At 63.2% G+C, this 12761-nt stretch carries 13 protein-coding genes and 1 riboswitch; of the genes, 7 read left to right on the top strand and 6 right to left on the bottom strand.

Annotation, left to right across the window (positions count from 1 at the left end):
* The first annotated feature begins 61 nt into the window (after positions 1 to 61).
* Entirely contained in the window at positions 62 to 973 is a 912-nt protein-coding gene (locus tag EOA78_RS16340; protein ID WP_127316014.1) for a LysR family transcriptional regulator, read from the top strand.
* A gap of 100 nt (positions 974 to 1073) precedes the next feature.
* A complete protein-coding gene (locus tag EOA78_RS16335; protein ID WP_127316013.1) occupies positions 1074 to 1868 on the top strand; it encodes a 1-acyl-sn-glycerol-3-phosphate acyltransferase in 795 nt (264 codons plus the stop codon).
* 22 nt (positions 1869 to 1890) lie between these two features.
* Here EOA78_RS16335 and EOA78_RS16330 read toward each other — a convergent pair whose 3' ends face one another.
* From EOA78_RS16330 to EOA78_RS16320, 3 genes are all read right to left on the bottom strand, one after another.
* On the bottom strand, positions 1891 to 2508 hold the full coding sequence (locus EOA78_RS16330; protein ID WP_127316012.1) for a LysE family translocator: 618 nt from the start codon (positions 2506 to 2508) through the stop codon (positions 1891 to 1893).
* A gap of 146 nt (positions 2509 to 2654) precedes the next feature.
* Positions 2655 to 3602, bottom strand: coding sequence for an aldo/keto reductase (locus tag EOA78_RS16325; protein ID WP_127316011.1), 948 nt, complete (start codon positions 3600 to 3602; stop codon positions 2655 to 2657).
* Between the two features lie 158 nt (positions 3603 to 3760).
* Positions 3761 to 4729, bottom strand: coding sequence for a helix-turn-helix domain-containing protein (locus EOA78_RS16320; protein ID WP_127316010.1), 969 nt, complete (start codon positions 4727 to 4729; stop codon positions 3761 to 3763).
* A 171-nt stretch (positions 4730 to 4900) separates the two neighbouring features.
* Between EOA78_RS16320 and EOA78_RS16315 the strand changes: the two genes are divergently transcribed.
* Entirely contained in the window at positions 4901 to 5881 is a 981-nt protein-coding gene (locus EOA78_RS16315) for a zinc-binding dehydrogenase (RefSeq protein ID WP_164783787.1), read from the top strand.
* Positions 5882 to 5968: 87 nt separating this feature from the next.
* Here the strand turns inward: EOA78_RS16315 and EOA78_RS16310 are convergent, their stop codons facing one another.
* Positions 5969 to 6502: a gamma-glutamylcyclotransferase gene (locus tag EOA78_RS16310; protein ID WP_127316008.1), complete on the bottom strand. Its 534-nt coding sequence runs from the start codon at positions 6500 to 6502 to the stop codon at positions 5969 to 5971.
* A gap of 119 nt (positions 6503 to 6621) precedes the next feature.
* Between EOA78_RS16310 and EOA78_RS16305 the strand changes: the two genes are divergently transcribed.
* Both EOA78_RS16305 and EOA78_RS16300 read left to right on the top strand, forming a co-directional pair.
* Entirely contained in the window at positions 6622 to 7620 is a 999-nt protein-coding gene (locus tag EOA78_RS16305) for a DUF2125 domain-containing protein (RefSeq protein ID WP_127316007.1), read from the top strand.
* A 54-nt stretch (positions 7621 to 7674) separates the two neighbouring features.
* The gene (locus EOA78_RS16300) at positions 7675 to 8598 is read left to right on the top strand and encodes a sugar kinase (RefSeq protein WP_127316006.1); all 924 of its coding nucleotides are present in this window, start codon (positions 7675 to 7677) and stop codon (positions 8596 to 8598) included.
* Between the two features lie 98 nt (positions 8599 to 8696).
* Here the strand turns inward: EOA78_RS16300 and EOA78_RS16295 are convergent, their stop codons facing one another.
* Positions 8697 to 9632, bottom strand: a complete 936-nt coding sequence (locus tag EOA78_RS16295) for a prephenate/arogenate dehydrogenase family protein (RefSeq protein WP_189522370.1) — start codon at positions 9630 to 9632, stop codon at positions 8697 to 8699.
* A gap of 19 nt (positions 9633 to 9651) precedes the next feature.
* Positions 9652 to 10761, bottom strand: a complete 1110-nt coding sequence (gene hisC / locus EOA78_RS16290; RefSeq protein WP_127316004.1) for a histidinol-phosphate transaminase — start codon at positions 10759 to 10761, stop codon at positions 9652 to 9654.
* A gap of 139 nt (positions 10762 to 10900) precedes the next feature.
* Positions 10901 to 10978: riboswitch (SAM riboswitch) on the top strand.
* A 119-nt stretch (positions 10979 to 11097) separates the two neighbouring features.
* Here hisC and EOA78_RS16285 point away from each other — a divergent pair.
* Together EOA78_RS16285 and EOA78_RS16280 are read left to right on the top strand one after the other, a co-directional pair.
* Positions 11098 to 12267, top strand: a complete 1170-nt coding sequence (locus tag EOA78_RS16285; RefSeq protein WP_127316003.1) for a homoserine O-acetyltransferase — start codon at positions 11098 to 11100, stop codon at positions 12265 to 12267.
* 115 nt (positions 12268 to 12382) lie between these two features.
* Positions 12383 to 12761 (top strand): methionine biosynthesis protein MetW (locus tag EOA78_RS16280; RefSeq protein WP_127316055.1); only part of this gene is annotated, 379 nt, incomplete at its 3' end.

Here is a 12761-nt window from a genome sequence, read left to right as displayed (position 1 = left end):
TTCCATGTTTCGGATGTAGCTGTCATATTTGCACTTCATCCTTCCATTTTTCGGGAGAACCATGGATCGCCTCGAGGCCATGTCGCTTTTCGTCGCCGCGGTGGAGGCCGGCAGCCTTTCGGCCGCCGGTCGCCGTTTCGGCATCCCACTTGCAACGGTCAGCCGCAAGGTCTCCGACCTGGAGCGGCATCTGAAGACGCGTCTCCTGAACCGCTCGACGCGGCAGCTGACGCTGACCGACGCGGGTCACGCCTACCTCGCTGCCTGCCGTCGCATTCTCGACGAGGTCGGCGAGGCCGAGCGGACCGCCGCCGGCGAATACATCGCCCCTACGGGCGAACTGATCATCACCGCACCGATCGTCTTTGGCCGCCTGCATGTGCTGCCGGTCGTCACCGGCTTCCTCGCCGCCTACCCCGACGTGGCTATCCGCCTGATGCTCGCGGACCGGATAACCCAGTTGAGCGAGGAGCACATCGATCTCGCCGTCCGCATAGGCGAGCTTCCCGACTCGAGCCTGGTGGCCACCCGTATCGGCTCGATCCGGCGCGTTGTTTGCGCGAGCCCGGCCTATCTGGCCGAGCACGGCATGCCAGAGACCCCGAGAGACCTCGCGGCACACAGCTGCATCACGTTCGAAGGGCTCACCGCTCCCGCCGCATGGACTTTTGCCACCGGCAAGACCGAGCTCGCTGTTCCGATCCGCTCACGGCTTCGGGTCAACACCGCGGAAGCGGCGGTCGATGCCGCGGTTGCCGGCGCCGGGATGACGAGGGTGCTTTCCTACCAGATCACAGCTGCGGTGCGGGCGGGCACACTCTGCACCGTGCTGGAGGCATTCGAGCCGCAGCCATGGCCGGTCAGTCTCGTGCATGCCGGCCAGGGTCTGCTGCCAGTGAAACTGCGTGCGTTCGTCGATTTCGCCGCCCCTCGCCTGAAGAAGCGGCTGATGCAAGCGACGTGGCAGGCCTGACGAACGGATACCGGGTCAAAGTCGGATCGATTTCGCATCGTTTCCTTTTTGCCCGCGCTTGGTGTAACCAACGCACACCTCCTCACCGGGCACTTCTCCCATGCTCCTTATCCGCTCGCTGGCGTTCAACTTCGTCTTCTATGTCAATCTGATCGTCCAGATGATCCTCTGGACCCCGTACTATTTCCTGTCACCGCGCCACCGCGCCTGGTTCGTGCCGAAATTCTGGTCGCGCACAAGCATGTGGCTCTATGACAAGATCGCCGGCACCAAAAGCGAGATCACCGGCCAGGAAAACCTGCCCGAAGGCTCCTTCATCCTGGCGCCCAAGCATCAATCCTTCTGGGATGCGATTGCCTTTTTCCCCCTCCTGCAGGATCCGATCTACATCCTGAAGCGGGAACTGACCTGGATCCCGTTCTTCGGCTGGTACATCTTGAAAATGCGGATGATCCCGGTCGACCGCGGCAGCCGATCGAAAGCATTGAAGGCAGTCGTCGCCGCGACCAAACAGGAGCTGGCGCGCAATCCCCGCCAGCTGATCATCTATCCCGAGGGTACGCGCCGAGCGCCGGGCGACGAGCCGGCCTATAAATACGGCATCGTCGAGATCTATGCGCAGCTTGGCATTCCGGTGGTGCCGGTCGCTCATGTCGCCGGCCTCTACTGGCCGCGCCGGAAATTCCTGCGTTATCCCGGCACGATCAAGGCCCGCTTCCTGCCGCCGATCCCACCCGGGTTGGACAAGCAGGAATTCATGGAACGGCTGATCGGCGAGACGGAAGCCGCCTGCGACCAGCTGCTTGTCGAGGCGTCCCGTGCGCCGAACCCGCCGCCCTTGCCGCCGACGGCGGTGAAGCGGCTGAGGGAATTGGCCTCCGATACCCGGGCCTGAGCCGCCCGTCTGACCGGTAGGCCTAGGGAATCACAGCCAGCGCCGTGGTCAAAACCAGTATCGCCGCGAACGTCAGATTGATGATCCGCGAAGCCAGCGGTTTGCGCAGAAAGCGCGCAAACGCGGCCCCGGAGAGAAGCCAAAGGGCATGGATGGCGACGATCATCGAGGCGAGGACCGCAAGCTTGAGTCCTGCATCGAGCTCATCGGTGGACGACGTGCCGGCGAAGACGGCGGCGATCGCCACATAGGCTTTGGGGTTGGCGACGGCCAGAACAAACCCACCCAGGAATGTGGGAAGTGCCGCCCCGCCGGTACGCGCAGCCAAAGGCGGAGCCGTTGCTATTTTGAAGGCGAGGTAGAGGATGTAGGTCGCCGACGCGACCGCCAGGAGCGGTGTGAGCTTGGGCACAGAGGAAAGCATGGCCGTGATGCCGGTCGTCACGACCAAAAGCACGGCAACCGTACCAAGAATGATGCCCGAGGCGTAGCGAAGCGAACCGCGCAGGCCGAAGGCGGCGCCAATGGCGGTGACGCTTATCGTCGCCGGCCCCGGACTGCCCATCACGACCGCCGATGCCAGGATAAGCGCCAGCAATTGCCGCCATAGTTCCGGATGGGAAAAGACCTGCTCGGCCATCTGTATACCAGTATCCCGACGCGATGCGGGGCAATGGTATGGCAAGGCAGACCAAGGCGTCTTGAACGATCGTGCGGGAGCCTTCCGGGCAGGCCGCGCACGATCGTTGGCTGCTGTTTGAGCAAGCCGCCGCTTCGCGCTGGCCTCTATGCACTCGCGCTGTCGAGCTCGGCGATATCGTCTGGACTGAGCTTCAATGATGCGGCGCGGATTAGGCTGTCGACCTGGTCCGGTGTCGTGGCGCTGGCGATCGGCGCGGTGACGCCGGGCCGTGCGATGATCCAGGCGAGCGCTACTTCCGCCTGCTTGGCTGAATGACGCGCCGACACGGCGTCGAGTGCCGCCAGGATGCGTATGCCGCGCGGGTTGAGGTAGCCCTTCACGCCGTCGCCACGCGCGCTTTTGCCGAGATCGGCTTCGCTGCGGTACTTGCCGCTCAAAAACCCTTTGGCGAGGCTGAAATAGGTGATGACGCCGATATTGTCGGCCGTGCACAGATCGCGGAGCGGCCCATCGAAGGAGGCACGGTCGTAGAGATTGTACTCCGGCTGCAGCACCGCGTAGCGCGGCAGGCCCCGCAGGCTTGCCACATCGAGCGCGGCGCGCAACTGGCCGGCATCGAGATTGGAGGCGCCGACATAGCGGATCTTGCCCTTGGCGAGCAGCTTTTCATAGGCGCCGAGCGTTTCCTCGTAGGGCGTCGTCGGATCCGGCCAGTGCGACAGATAGAGATCGACGACATCGGTCTGCAGCCGCTTCAGCGACGCATCGATGGCCTTTTCAACATAGGCGGCGGAGAGGTCTTTCCTGCCCTGTCCCATATCCGACCCGACCTTGGTGATCACCACAACCTTGTCGCGGTTGCCGCGGCTCTTCATCCATTTGCCGATGATGGTTTCGGATTCGCCGCCTTTGTTGCCGGGAACCCAGCGCGAATAGGAATCGGCGGTGTCGATGGCGTTGAGACCGGCATCGACGAAGCGGTCGAGCAGGTCGAAGGAGGTTTTCTCGTCGGCGGTCCAGCCGAAGACGTTGCCGCCCAGGACCAGCGGCGCGATGGACAGGTCGGTTTGACCGAGACGACGTTTCTGCACGATTGATCTCCGTGGGGGAATGGAAAGGAGCGGGCGAAAGGCCCTGGCTTAACCTAGGTCTTACCGCGCCGAGGTCAAAGGCCTCGCCATCCTTTCCGACGGACCAGTGCTTCACAAGGGCGCGATCCGGGGGCGCGATCCACGTTCCGGCCGGTGAGCTACTGGCTCTGGCGCCGGTATTCACCAGGCGGCAGCCCGACCACGCGGTTGAAAAGCCGGCTGAATGAGGCCGTATCCCGGTAGCCGACCTGGTGGCATATTTCCGAAATACCGAGTTTGGTGCTTTCAAGAAGTGTTTTCGCGGCCTCAAGGCGCCGGTCCTGGATCCATCGGCCGGGAGTGGTGTGCAATTCATCGGAAAACCGGCGCGCCAGCGTTCGCGGTGACAGACCTAGTTGCGCGCCGAGGAAGGCAAGGTCGAGCGCTCCGAGCTGTTTTCTGGATAAAGCTTCGAGCCGGTCGCGGAACGGTTCTTGCGAAGGCAGCAGATCGGTGAGCGGGAACTCGTAGGGTGTCTGGATCTGCCGCGACGGCGGCAGCACCAGCAATTTGCGAACCAGGCGCTCCTCCCTGGCGAAGCCAAGATCCCGCAGAAGCGCCTTGCCGAGCTCCAGGCCTGAAAAACCGCCGCCGCAGGTGTAGATTCGTCCGTCCCCGATCAGCACACGTGATGCGTCCCAACGCACCTTCGGAAAGCGGCGCTGGGCATCGGTTTTCAGCCACCAGGAGATCGTCGCGCGCTTTCTGTCGAGAAGACCGGCGTCTGCCAGGAAGTAACCGGCCCCGCAATGCGCGGCGATGATGGCACCGTCGCGCTGCGCGCTTGCGATAAGCGGCGCGGCGTGGCGGCTTTCTTCCTCCAGCGCGGCAACAAGCTCCGGGATTTTCATACCGGGCATGGCCAGCAGGACCAGCAGGTCCATGCGCTGCGAGGGTTCGCGTCTGGTATCGAAGGAAATCCCAGGCGTCGTCGTGGCGTCGGCCCGCCGCGCCACGAATTCGAAGGAAATCGCCGGCGCGCCGCGAATGGTGTTCACCAGTTCGAACATTTCGACAAGTGTCGCGGCGACGGCCGAATAAAAGGTCGACGGCAGCCAGATCACGGCGTGGACGGAACGATTGTCCAAGATGCCTCCTTTTGAACAGCTATGGCAAGTTTAGCACATAGATTGTCAAATCTGCCAATTCCGATTTTTGCCAGCGAGCTTAGATTCCGCGACGCCGATGCAAACATCGGTTCCTGCGATCTGGCCGCGTCCAGATTGCACGACCAGATCGCCCGTTATTGGATGGCCGACATGAAAGCAATCGTGTTCGACGCAATCGGCTCGCCGCGGGACGTGCTCTATCTGCACGACGTGCCCATGCCGCGAATTGGCGACGGCGAGGTGCTGGTCAGGATGATCTCCGCCTCGGTCAACCCTGGCGACTTCCTGTTCATCCAGAACCTCTATCCCGAACCGAAGAAGCCGCATTTGCCCCGGCAGATCGCCGGAAACCATGGCGCCGGCATTGTCGAGGCCGTGGGCGCCAACGTCGCTTTGAAACCGGGCACGCTTGTCGCATTCAGCTACTACAACAGCTGGGCCGAATATGCGGCCGTTCCGGCCGAATGGCTGATCCCGCTGCCCGCCAACTATCCGGTCGAACGCGCCGGGCAGATGGTGAACCCCATCACCGCCTGGGACCTGCTGGCGGATTCCCGTGTGCAGCCTGGACAGTGGCTGGCCGTCACGGCCGGCTATTCATCGGTTTCGACGATGGTGATGCAGTTCGCCCAACGGCGCGGCATCAACGTGATCGCGCTCGTGCGACGCTCTCACGACAGGCTGGACCTGAAGGGGTTTGGTGCCACCGCCATTCTCGATCTGTCGGATTTGAAGGTCGGTATTAGGGAAGCGGTCATGGACATGACCGGCGGCGCCGGGTTGAACGGGATCATCGATAATGTCGGCGGACCCGCCAGTGGCGAATTGATCCGCACCCTCGCGATGGGCGGGCAGATGGTCATCAATGGCGGCATGAGCAGCGAGCGTTTCGAACTGCACAATTTCGACGTGCTGCTGAGCGGCATCGAGATCAGGGCAAATATCTACCGCTACTTCTTTTCGCCGCCTGTCGAAGCCGACCGGCCGGTGTTGCGCGAGATTGTCGACATCTTCGGCCAACCCGATTTCCATGTCCCTGTCGGCGGCATCCATCCGCTGGCGGAGTTCGAGCTCGCCGTGACAAACAGCCTGGATCGCGCCGATCTCGGGAAGCAGATTTTCAGGATGTAGCCCGGACCATGATCCCGAACCGAAGGTCAGGGAAGCAAAAAGTGGAACCGGTTTTCGGAAAGATCATGGTCAAACAACGAAAGAAGATCACGACCCGATCCGTTTCGCCACTTCTTCCAGCCAGTGGTCGCGGATCCCAAGCGCTTCGAGGTGCTCCAGCGTGCTGAGCACGTAGTCCTCGTTCTTTCCCGACTGGCCGACGGCGCCGCGAACGACGGTCGCCGCATCGGCCGCATCGAGCGCACCGGCATATTGCTCGTGGGTACGGTCGACGACATAGGCGACAGCCGGGACAATCTCGCCCCCGTTCATAGCGTCACTGTCGAGGCGAATGCTAAGCATGCGCTCGAGATAGACATTGGTGACCAGCTCGCGCTCGCGCAGATAGGTGATGACTTCGTTGCGCAGATCGCCGGGGACGCGGAAAGCCAGCCCGATGCAGGAGCCGCCACGGTCGAGGCCGAGCACCAGGCCGGGCCGTTCGCGCGTGCCGCGATGCACGAAGGAGTAGACGCACAGCGACCGGCGGTAGCCGTGAAGGCGGGCGCGCCGCGTCTCGACATGCGCAAATCCCGGCCGCCAGATCAGCGAACCGTAGCCAAAAACCCAAAAATCGCCCATATCGCCAAGCCTGTTGCGGCACCGCACTGGAATCGGTGTTTTTTCGATCCTCCTCCGTCTACCTGATGTTGCCGGAAACGACAGTCCCCTCTGCAACACGCGCCAACGAGAGCCGCAGCATGACGTCAAATGACAAACGCCCGCCGAATTTTCTCCGCCGGCTGCTCTGGCTCGGCGCTTTCATCGTCGTGCTGTTCGGCCTCTACAGCGCCGGCTGGTTCTTCCTGGCAGACAAGGTCAAGAGCGAAGCCGGCAAAGCGGTGGCCGAGCTCAACCGCAATGGCATCGAGGCGGACTGCGCCAATCTCACGGTCAGCGGCTATCCCTCGAGCTTCGCCGTTTCCTGCGACAGTCTGGCTTACCAGGACGACACCAGGAACGTCGCCGCCTCGCTCGGCAGCCTCCACGCGGCTACGCACATCACCCAGATCCTGTCGCCTGGCGTCGACCTGCGGGGACCGCTCAGGACCTCCGTCCCGGGGATGACCCCGCTATGGATCGACTGGGATAATCTGCGAGCGAACTTGAAATTGTCCTGGCCGCTGCCCCGGAGCATTTCGCTGGAGGCAGAGGGCCTGTCCGGCCAGACCGATCCGGCGGATGGCACAGACCCGGTCAAGCTGTTCAGTGCCGGGACCGCGGCCGGACAATTGCGTCCGAACGGCCAGGACATCGACTATGCCGGGAGTTTCACCGATCTAGAAATCGATCCAGGGGCAATCGATGGCCGCGTGCTGCCACCGCTCGACGGCAGCGGCGACGTGACGCTGAAGAACGGCGTGGTGCTGATCAAGACACAAACAGAGAGCCTGCGCGGCCAGGCGGTCGATATCGGCAAGCTCGATCTGTCGTCGGGGAGCGCGCGCGTCACCGTTTCCGGACCGGTTTCGGTCGATGCCGACGGGCTGATCGACGCCGATTTGATGATCAAGCTTAGCGATCCGAAGGCGGTGGCGGCAATCCTCGGCAAGGCCATTCCCGAGCAGAAGAGCCAGATCAAAACAGGCTTTGCCGGGCTGGCGCTGCTAGGCAACGAACCGTCGATGCCGCTCAAGGTCGTCAAGGGCAAGGCCTCGCTCGGTTTTATCCCGCTGGGCAGGATCAAGCCGATCGATTAGACCAAGATTGCGAACCTCCAGTTCGGAAAAGATCATGGTCAAACAGGAAGATAGATGAACCGCCCGGTGAAGCTCCTGAGTGTTGGCGCGCTGACGCTCGATACGATCCTACGCGTCGACACGCTTCCGACACGTCAGGGCAAGTTCATCGCGGCCGACGGCGTCCAGATCGCCTCGGGCATGGCTTCGAGCGCGGCCTGCGCCGCACGCCGCCTCGGCGTGGACGTATCGCTGTGGGCGAGCGCGGGAGACGACCCCGTCGGCGATCAGCTGGTCGCCGGGATCGAGGCCGAAGGCGTCGATTGCAGCTTTGTCCGGCGCGTCGCCGGCGCGCGTTCGGCACTGTCGGCCATCTTGGTCGATACGCATGGCGAGCGCATCATCGTTCCTTTTTATGACAAGCTCGCCCAGGCCGACCCCGAGGCCCTCCCCACCCAGGACCTCACCCCATTCGACGCCGTCCTGGTCGATGTGCGCTGGCCGGGCGCAGCAGCTCTGGCCATGGCGGCGGCGCGCGCAATCGGCCGTCCAGCCATACTGGACGCCGACACCGCGCCACGGGACGTGCTGGAACGCCTGTTTCCGCTCGCCTCGCACATCGTCGCGTCGGAGCCAGCGGCATTCATCCTCTGCGGCGAGGAGCAGGGCCCGCAAGGGGCCTGTGAAGCGTTGGCCGGACGCACCGATGCATTCGTAGCGGTGACGGGCGGGTCGGCGGGAAGCTGGTGGTTCGACCGCTCGGTCGCGTCCGTGCGCCATGTCGCGGCGCCAAGGATCAAGGCAGTGGACACGCTTGCCGCTGGCGACGTGTTTCACGGCGCCTTTGCCGTCGGGCTGGCGGAGGCGATGCCGATCGAACAGACATTGCGGTTTGCCAGCGCCGCCGCCGCGCTCAAATGCCTGCGGTTCGGCGGCAGGCTGGGCGCGCCGGACAGGGCCGAGACACTGGCGATGATGGCCGCCCACTGGCCGGCCTGAGACAGCGGCGGGCTTTCAAATCGAATCGTACTGCCGCTCTGCCTTTTGTTTGAGCATCGGATTTCCCAAAACCGGTACCCACTTTTGGGTCCGATGCTCTATGCCTTGGATGGGTGCTCGACCGCCTGCCGGCCAAAGTCCGGCACATCGATGTCCTGGCCGGCCTCGATGATCGAGCGGCGGACGGCGCGGGTGCGGGTGAACAGGTCGAACAGCTTTTCGCCGTCGCCCCAGCGGATCGCCCGCTGCAGCGAGGCCAGATCTTCCGAGAACCGCGCCAGCATTTCGAGGATGGCATCCTTGTTGTGCAGGCAGACATCCCGCCACATCGTCGGGTCGGACGCGGCAAGGCGAGTGAAGTCGCGAAAGCCGGAGGCCGAATATTTGATGACCTCGGACTTGGTCACCGACTCCAGGTCGTCGGCGGTGCCGACGATGTTGTAGGCGATGATGTGCGGCAGATGCGAGACGATGGCCAATGTCATGTCATGATGCTGGGGGTCCATTGTATCGATGTTGGAACCGCAGCGGCGCCAGAATTCCGAGAGATTTTCCAATGCTGCCGGATCTGTGCCGGGCAACGGCGTGAAGATGCACCAGCGGTTTTCGAACAGTTCGGCAAAGCCAGCGTCCGGACCCGATTTTTCAGTGCCGGCCAACGGATGGCCGGGAATGAAATGCACGCCGGCAGGCACATGCGGCTGCATCTGCGCAATGACCGACGCCTTGGTCGAGCCGACGTCGGTGAGGATGGCGCCCTGCTTCAGCGCCGGTGCGATTTCGGCGGCGACCTCGCCCGAAGAGCCGACCGGCACCGAAACGATGACCAAGTCGGCATTGCGGACCGCCTCTTTCGCGTCCATCGTGTAGGAGGAGCCGAGGCCAAGTTCCCTCGCCCGCGCCAGCGTCGTTTCGCTGCGTGTCGAGATGGCAATGTGGCGGGCAAGGCCTTCGCGACGGATGACGCGGGCCAGCGACGAGCCGATAAGGCCGATGCCGACCAGCGCGATCTTTTCGAACATCGGTGATGTCATTGTTTCAGCTTTTCGGGGTTCAGCTTTTCAGAAATGTCGCGAGGGCGGCGACAACGCCGCGATTGGCCTCTTCGGTGCCGATGCTCATGCGCAGTGCATTCGGGAAGCCGTAGCCGGAAACGCGCCGCAATATGTAGCCGCGCGCTGAGAGGTAATCGTCCGCAGCCGCCGCCGAATGCTTTTGGTCCTCGGGAAAGTGGATGAGCACGAAATTGCCGACGCTCGGCGTCACCCGCAGTCCGAGGTTGGTCAACTCCTCGCTCACCCATCGCAGCCAGGTCTCGTTATGCGCCACGCTGCGCTCGACATGGGCGCGGTCGCGGATCGCGGCAATGCCGGCCTCGATCGCCGTCGCGTTGACGTTGAAGGGACCTCGCACGCGGTTGATCGCGTCGATGATATGCATCGGTGCGTACATCCAGCCGATCCGCGCGCCGCCGAGGCCGAGCTTGGAGAAGGTGCGGGTCATGACCACGTTTTCTGCGCCAGCCACCAGTTCGACGCCGGCTTCATAGTCGTTGCGGCGGACATATTCGGCATAGGCTGCATCCAGCACCAGAAGCACGTTCCCAGGCAGGCCGGCATGCAGGCGGCGCACCTCTTGGAATGGCAGATAGGTACCGGTCGGGTTGTTCGGATTGGCGAGGAAGATGATTCTGGTCCGCGGCGTCACCGCAGCGAGGATCGCATCGACGTCGGCGCCCTCATTGGTTTCCTTGATCGACACCGGGACGGCACCTGCCGACTGGATGTAGATCTTGTAGACCATGAAGGCGTGTTCGGTGATGACAGCTTCATCGCCGGGCGCGAGATAGGTCTGCGCAAGCAGGCCCAGAATCTCGTCGGAACCATTCGAACAGACGATGTTCGCCGGGTTGAGGCCATGCACCTCGGCGATTGCCTCCCGCAGGCGCCTGGCAGTGCCGTCGGGATATATGTCGAGTTTGGCGGCGACGTCACGCGCGGCTTCTATCGCCTTCGGCGAGGGGCCGAGCGGGTTCTCGTTCGACGACAATTTGTGGACCTTGGCAACGCCGGCCGGCGCCGTGCTTTTGCCCGGCACATAGGCTTCGATGTCCATGATCCCCGCGCGGGGCGTTGGACGTGCCTGATCCGATGCCTGGTTCATATTGCAAAAATCCGTCGAGAACGCTTCCGCCCGGGAAGCCGCAGCGGAAATACAAGCCGCGGCCTGGAATGTCGAGAGGCGGCGATCATGGGTGAGCGACTGGCCGTTGACGCCGAGGCGCGCCGGTCCTAGAAGAAAGGCGAAATCCCGTGGTGATTTGGCCGGTCGGCTTGCAGCCACGTTAAACAACTCGCTAAAGGGCCGTTTGCATTCTGTAACCGGCTTTGCGAGGGCAATGCCGGTTTTTTTGCTATCCGTAGCCGGCCGGATATCGCATCGACCCGAAAACCGGAATCGGTTTTCGGAAAACGCGATGGGTTAATGTAAGAGGATGCGATGGTCGCGCTGCGCACTAAACGAACCAACAACGAGGCCGACGAGCCGTCGAGCCCGGTGTTGCGTTTCGGTGCCGACAAGCCGCTCAAGCTCGACGCCGGCACACTGCTGTCACCGTTCCAGATCGCCTACAAGACTTACGGCACGCTCAACGACGCCCGCTCCAACGCCATCCTCGTCTGCCATGCGCTGACCGGCGACCAGCATGTCGCCAGCACCAATCCGGTGACCGGCAAGCCGGGCTGGTGGGAAGTGCTGATCGGCCCCGGCAAGATCATCGACACCAGCCGCTTCTTCGTAATCTGCTCAAACGTCATCGGCGGCTGTCTCGGCTCGACCGGCCCCGCCTCGACCAATCCAGCCACCGGGAAGCCCTACGGGCTCGACCTGCCGATCATCACCATCCGCGACATGGTGCGGGCGCAGTTGATGCTGGTCGACCATTTCGGCATCGAAAAACTGTTCTCAGTGCTCGGCGGCTCGATGGGCGGCATGCAGGTGCTGCAATGGGCGTCGAGCTATCCGGAGCGCGTTTTCTCGGCGCTGCCGATCGCCACCGGCGCGCGCCATTCCTCGCAGAACATCGCCTTCCATGAAGTCGGCCGGCAAGCGGTGATGGCCGATCCGGACTGGAATGGCGGCAAATATTTCGAGCAGGGCAAGCGCCCGGAAAAGGGGCTGGCGGTGGCGCGTATGGCCGCTCACATCACCTACCTGTCGGAAGCGGCCCTGCACCGGAAATTCGGCCGCAACCTGCAGGACCGTGAAGCGCTCACCTTCGGCTTCGACGCCGACTTCCAGATTGAGAGCTATCTGCGCCATCAGGGCATGACCTTCGTCGACCGCTTCGACGCCAACTCCTATCTCTACATGACCCGGGCGATGGATTATTTCGACCTCGCCGCCGACCATGGCGGTCGACTGGCCGACGCCTTTGCCGGCACCAGGACCCGTTTCTGCCTGGTCTCCTTCACCAGCGACTGGCTGTTCCCGACCGAGGAGAGCCGCTCGGTCGTTCACGCGCTGAACGCGGCCGGCGCCTCGGTGTCCTTCGTCGAGATCGAGACAGATCGCGGCCACGACGCCTTCCTGCTCGACGAGCCGGAGCTGTTCGCGGCCATCAACGGCTTCATCGCCTCGGCGGCCCGCGCCAGGGGGCTCAGCGCATGACCCCTGAAGATTGCAGGCTTTCCGGACCGGCATCATGCGCCGGGCATCAGCGCAAGACCCCGAAAAGTTGCGGACTTTTCGGATCAGGATCATGCGCCAGGCAAAAGGCGACATCATGAGTGTCAACCACGCCCAGCGCGTCGACCTCGAAGTCGTCGCCGATCTCATCCCGCCGCAGTCGCGGGTGCTGGACGTCGGTTCCGGCGATGGCCTGCTGCTCGAATTGCTGCAGGCGACGAAGCAGGTCGACGGCCGCGGGATGGAACTGTCGCAGCGCGGCGTCAACGAATGCGTGGCGCGCGGCCTGTCCGTCATCCAGGGCGACGCCGACAAGGACCTCAAATTCTATCCTGACAAGGGTTTCGATTTCGTCGTCCTGTCGCAGACCTTGCAGGCGACCCGCAACCCGAAGCTGGTGCTCGACGAGTTGCTCAGGATCGGCAAGCACGCTATCGTTTCCTTCCCCAATTTCGGCCACTGGCGGGGGCGCCCTT

This window comes from Mesorhizobium sp. M5C.F.Cr.IN.023.01.1.1 (genome assembly GCF_003997585.1).
Taxonomy (GTDB): domain Bacteria; phylum Pseudomonadota; class Alphaproteobacteria; order Rhizobiales; family Rhizobiaceae; genus Mesorhizobium; species Mesorhizobium wenxiniae.
This window is presented reverse-complemented; position numbering and strand designations above follow the sequence as displayed.

Bases quoted from the DNA above. Each gene is read 5' to 3' on its own strand.
- EOA78_RS16285 (WP_127316003.1), top strand. From the start codon at position 11,098: ATGGTCGCGCTGCGCACTAAACGAACCAACAACGAGGCCGACGAGCCG.
- EOA78_RS16330 (WP_127316012.1), bottom strand. From the start codon at position 2,508: ATGGCCGAGCAGGTCTTTTCCCATCCGGAACTATGGCGGCAATTGCTG.
- EOA78_RS16340 (WP_127316014.1), top strand. From the start codon at position 62: ATGGATCGCCTCGAGGCCATGTCGCTTTTCGTCGCCGCGGTGGAGGCC.
- EOA78_RS16315 (WP_164783787.1), top strand. From the start codon at position 4,901: ATGAAAGCAATCGTGTTCGACGCAATCGGCTCGCCGCGGGACGTGCTC.
- EOA78_RS16300 (WP_127316006.1), top strand. From the start codon at position 7,675: ATGAACCGCCCGGTGAAGCTCCTGAGTGTTGGCGCGCTGACGCTCGAT.
- EOA78_RS16310 (WP_127316008.1), bottom strand. From the start codon at position 6,502: ATGGGCGATTTTTGGGTTTTTGGCTACGGTTCGCTGATCTGGCGGCCG.
- EOA78_RS16305 (WP_127316007.1), top strand. From the start codon at position 6,622: ATGACGTCAAATGACAAACGCCCGCCGAATTTTCTCCGCCGGCTGCTC.
- EOA78_RS16295 (WP_189522370.1), bottom strand. From the start codon at position 9,632: ATGACATCACCGATGTTCGAAAAGATCGCGCTGGTCGGCATCGGCCTT.
- EOA78_RS16335 (WP_127316013.1), top strand. From the start codon at position 1,074: ATGCTCCTTATCCGCTCGCTGGCGTTCAACTTCGTCTTCTATGTCAAT.
- hisC (WP_127316004.1), bottom strand. From the start codon at position 10,761: ATGAACCAGGCATCGGATCAGGCACGTCCAACGCCCCGCGCGGGGATC.